Consider the following 4680-nt stretch of genomic DNA (forward strand, 5'->3'; position numbering starts at 1 on the left):
AACGAAACAAACAACGTGAAACGTCAATTTTTATTTTTAGATGCTAGACAAACTAACTTTATTGGAGAGTTTGATCCTGGCTCAGGATGAACGCTGGCGGCGTGCCTAATACATGCAAGTCGAGCGAATGGATTGAGAGCTTGCTCTCAAGAAGTTAGCGGCGGACGGGTGAGTAACACGTGGGTAACCTGCCCATAAGACTGGGATAACTCCGGGAAACCGGGGCTAATACCGGATAATATTTTGAACTGCATGGTTCGAAATTGAAAGGCGGCTTCGGCTGTCACTTATGGATGGACCCGCGTCGCATTAGCTAGTTGGTGAGGTAACGGCTCACCAAGGCAACGATGCGTAGCCGACCTGAGAGGGTGATCGGCCACACTGGGACTGAGACACGGCCCAGACTCCTACGGGAGGCAGCAGTAGGGAATCTTCCGCAATGGACGAAAGTCTGACGGAGCAACGCCGCGTGAGTGATGAAGGCTTTCGGGTCGTAAAACTCTGTTGTTAGGGAAGAACAAGTGCTAGTTGAATAAGCTGGCACCTTGACGGTACCTAACCAGAAAGCCACGGCTAACTACGTGCCAGCAGCCGCGGTAATACGTAGGTGGCAAGCGTTATCCGGAATTATTGGGCGTAAAGCGCGCGCAGGTGGTTTCTTAAGTCTGATGTGAAAGCCCACGGCTCAACCGTGGAGGGTCATTGGAAACTGGGAGACTTGAGTGCAGAAGAGGAAAGTGGAATTCCATGTGTAGCGGTGAAATGCGTAGAGATATGGAGGAACACCAGTGGCGAAGGCGACTTTCTGGTCTGTAACTGACACTGAGGCGCGAAAGCGTGGGGAGCAAACAGGATTAGATACCCTGGTAGTCCACGCCGTAAACGATGAGTGCTAAGTGTTAGAGGGTTTCCGCCCTTTAGTGCTGAAGTTAACGCATTAAGCACTCCGCCTGGGGAGTACGGCCGCAAGGCTGAAACTCAAAGGAATTGACGGGGGCCCGCACAAGCGGTGGAGCATGTGGTTTAATTCGAAGCAACGCGAAGAACCTTACCAGGTCTTGACATCCTCTGAAAACCCTAGAGATAGGGCTTCTCCTTCGGGAGCAGAGTGACAGGTGGTGCATGGTTGTCGTCAGCTCGTGTCGTGAGATGTTGGGTTAAGTCCCGCAACGAGCGCAACCCTTGATCTTAGTTGCCATCATTAAGTTGGGCACTCTAAGGTGACTGCCGGTGACAAACCGGAGGAAGGTGGGGATGACGTCAAATCATCATGCCCCTTATGACCTGGGCTACACACGTGCTACAATGGACGGTACAAAGAGCTGCAAGACCGCGAGGTGGAGCTAATCTCATAAAACCGTTCTCAGTTCGGATTGTAGGCTGCAACTCGCCTACATGAAGCTGGAATCGCTAGTAATCGCGGATCAGCATGCCGCGGTGAATACGTTCCCGGGCCTTGTACACACCGCCCGTCACACCACGAGAGTTTGTAACACCCGAAGTCGGTGGGGTAACCTTTATGGAGCCAGCCGCCTAAGGTGGGACAGATGATTGGGGTGAAGTCGTAACAAGGTAGCCGTATCGGAAGGTGCGGCTGGATCACCTCCTTTCTATGGAGAATTGATGAACGCTGTTCATCAATATAAGTTTCCGTGTTTCGTTTTGTTCAGTTTTGAGAGAACTATCTCTCATATATAAATGTATGTTCTTTGAAAACTAGATAACAGTGTAGCTCATATTTTTTAATTTTTAGTTTGGTTAAGTTAGAAAGGGCGCACGGTGGATGCCTTGACACTAGGAGTCGATGAAGGACGGGACTAACGCCGATATGCTTCGGGGAGCTGTAAGTAAGCTTTGATCCGAAGATTTCCGAATGGGGAAACCCACCATACGTAATGGTATGGTATCCTTACCTGAATACATAGGGTAAGGAAGACAGACCCAGGGAACTGAAACATCTAAGTACCTGGAGGAAGAGAAAGCAAATGCGATTTCCTGAGTAGCGGCGAGCGAAACGGAACATAGCCCAAACCAAGAGGCTTGCCTCTTGGGGTTGTAGGACATTCTATACGGAGTTACAAAGGAACGAGGTAGACGAAGCGACCTGGAAAGGTCCGTCGTAGAGGGTAACAACCCCGTAGTCGAAACTTCGTTCTCTCTTGAATGTATCCTGAGTACGGCGGAACACGTGAAATTCCGTCGGAATCTGGGAGGACCATCTCCCAAGGCTAAATACTCCCTAGTGATCGATAGTGAACCAGTACCGTGAGGGAAAGGTGAAAAGCACCCCGGAAGGGGAGTGAAAGAGATCCTGAAACCGTGTGCCTACAAATAGTCAGAGCCCGTTAATGGGTGATGGCGTGCCTTTTGTAGAATGAACCGGCGAGTTACGATCCCGTGCGAGGTTAAGTTGAAGAGACGGAGCCGCAGCGAAAGCGAGTCTGAATAGGGCGTTTAGTACGTGGTCGTAGACCCGAAACCAGGTGATCTACCCATGTCCAGGGTGAAGTTCAGGTAACACTGAATGGAGGCCCGAACCCACGCACGTTGAAAAGTGCGGGGATGAGGTGTGGGTAGCGGAGAAATTCCAATCGAACCTGGAGATAGCTGGTTCTCCCCGAAATAGCTTTAGGGCTAGCCTTAAGTGTAAGAGTCTTGGAGGTAGAGCACTGATTGAACTAGGGGTCCTCATCGGATTACCGAATTCAGTCAAACTCCGAATGCCAATGACTTATCCTTAGGAGTCAGACTGCGAGTGATAAGATCCGTAGTCAAGAGGGAAACAGCCCAGATCGCCAGCTAAGGTCCCAAAGTGTGTATTAAGTGGAAAAGGATGTGGAGTTGCTTAGACAACTAGGATGTTGGCTTAGAAGCAGCCACCATTTAAAGAGTGCGTAATAGCTCACTAGTCGAGTGACTCTGCGCCGAAAATGTACCGGGGCTAAATACACCACCGAAGCTGCGAATTGATACCAATGGTATCAGTGGTAGGGGAGCGTTCTAAGTGCAGTGAAGTCAGACCGGAAGGACTGGTGGAGCGCTTAGAAGTGAGAATGCCGGTATGAGTAGCGAAAGACGGGTGAGAATCCCGTCCACCGAATGCCTAAGGTTTCCTGAGGAAGGCTCGTCCGCTCAGGGTTAGTCAGGACCTAAGCCGAGGCCGACAGGCGTAGGCGATGGACAACAGGTTGATATTCCTGTACCACCTCTTTATCGTTTGAGCAATGGAGGGACGCAGAAGGATAGAAGAAGCGTGCGATTGGTTGTGCACGTCCAAGCAGTTAGGCTGATAAGTAGGCAAATCCGCTTATCGTGAAGGCTGAGCTGTGATGGGGAAGCTCCTTATGGAGCGAAGTCTTTGATTCCCCGCTGCCAAGAAAAGCTTCTAGCGAGATAAAAGGTGCCTGTACCGCAAACCGACACAGGTAGGCGAGGAGAGAATCCTAAGGTGTGCGAGAGAACTCTGGTTAAGGAACTCGGCAAAATGACCCCGTAACTTCGGGAGAAGGGGTGCTTTCTTAACGGAAAGCCGCAGTGAATAGGCCCAAGCGACTGTTTAGCAAAAACACAGGTCTCTGCGAAGCCGTAAGGCGAAGTATAGGGGCTGACACCTGCCCGGTGCTGGAAGGTTAAGGAGAGGGGTTAGCGTAAGCGAAGCTCTGAACTGAAGCCCCAGTAAACGGCGGCCGTAACTATAACGGTCCTAAGGTAGCGAAATTCCTTGTCGGGTAAGTTCCGACCCGCACGAAAGGTGTAACGATTTGGGCACTGTCTCAACCAGAGACTCGGTGAAATTATAGTACCTGTGAAGATGCAGGTTACCCGCGACAGGACGGAAAGACCCCGTGGAGCTTTACTGTAGCCTGATATTGAATTTTGGTACAGTTTGTACAGGATAGGCGGGAGCCATTGAAACCGGAGCGCTAGCTTCGGTGGAGGCGCTGGTGGGATACCGCCCTGACTGTATTGAAATTCTAACCTACGGGTCTTATCGACCCGGGAGACAGTGTCAGGTGGGCAGTTTGACTGGGGCGGTCGCCTCCTAAAGTGTAACGGAGGCGCCCAAAGGTTCCCTCAGAATGGTTGGAAATCATTCGTAGAGTGCAAAGGCATAAGGGAGCTTGACTGCGAGACCTACAAGTCGAGCAGGGACGAAAGTCGGGCTTAGTGATCCGGTGGTTCCGCATGGAAGGGCCATCGCTCAACGGATAAAAGCTACCCCGGGGATAACAGGCTTATCTCCCCCAAGAGTCCACATCGACGGGGAGGTTTGGCACCTCGATGTCGGCTCATCGCATCCTGGGGCTGTAGTCGGTCCCAAGGGTTGGGCTGTTCGCCCATTAAAGCGGTACGCGAGCTGGGTTCAGAACGTCGTGAGACAGTTCGGTCCCTATCCGTCGTGGGCGTAGGAAATTTGAGAGGAGCTGTCCTTAGTACGAGAGGACCGGGATGGACGCACCGCTGGTGTACCAGTTGTTCTGCCAAGGGCATAGCTGGGTAGCTATGTGCGGAAGGGATAAGTGCTGAAAGCATCTAAGCATGAAGCCCCCCTCAAGATGAGATTTCCCATAGCGTAAGCTAGTAAGATCCCTGAAAGATGATCAGGTTGATAGGTTCGAGGTGGAAGCATGGTGACATGTGGAGCTGACGAATACTAATAGATCGAGGACTTAACCATAT

Annotated in this window: 2 rRNA genes; both read left to right on the forward strand. The window is 51.3% G+C overall.

The features are described 5' to 3' along the window. Positions 1 to 58 precede the first annotated feature (58 nt). Positions 59 to 1610, forward strand: a 16S ribosomal RNA gene (locus tag ACXY7N_RS30190). A 146-nt stretch (positions 1611 to 1756) separates the two neighbouring features. After that, positions 1757 to 4678 (forward strand): 23S ribosomal RNA (locus ACXY7N_RS30195). Together the 16S and 23S rRNA genes form the textbook arrangement of a ribosomal RNA operon. Positions 4679 to 4680: the final 2 nt, after the last annotated feature.

The sequence above is a fragment of the Bacillus sp. 5w2 genome, from assembly GCF_054353775.1.